Genomic DNA, 322 nt, shown 5'->3' on the forward strand with positions numbered 1-322 from the left:
ACGGTGCCTTCTTCGGCTACGGTATAGTTGTCGTCAACGGCTACTGGGGCATCGTTTACTGGGGTTACCGTGATCAATTCATTGGCGGTAGCCGTAGTCGTTCCGTCTGTAATTACATAAGGAATACTTACTGGTGTCGCTGAATTGAAATTCAAGGCTGGAGTGAACGTAATTACGCCTGCTGCTGTGATATTCACCGTTCCGTTGGTCACGGCAATTACCTGAGCCGTGCCTGGGGTTAACGCTGTGCCGTTGATGCTGGTGATGCTTAATGTATCCCCATCTGTATCGGTATCTAAGCTTAACGGGGTCAGGGTTACGG

The 322-nt window shown here is 50.0% G+C and carries 1 protein-coding gene; it reads right to left on the reverse strand.

The genetic code is table 11. From position 1 onward, the window contains the following. Window positions 1-322: Ig-like domain-containing protein (locus DMB65_RS22270; protein ID WP_165835016.1), on the reverse strand; the 322-nt coding region annotated here is incomplete at both ends.

This window comes from Flavobacterium cheongpyeongense (genome assembly GCF_003202435.1).
Classification (GTDB): Bacteria; Bacteroidota; Bacteroidia; order Flavobacteriales; family Flavobacteriaceae; genus Flavobacterium; species Flavobacterium cheongpyeongense.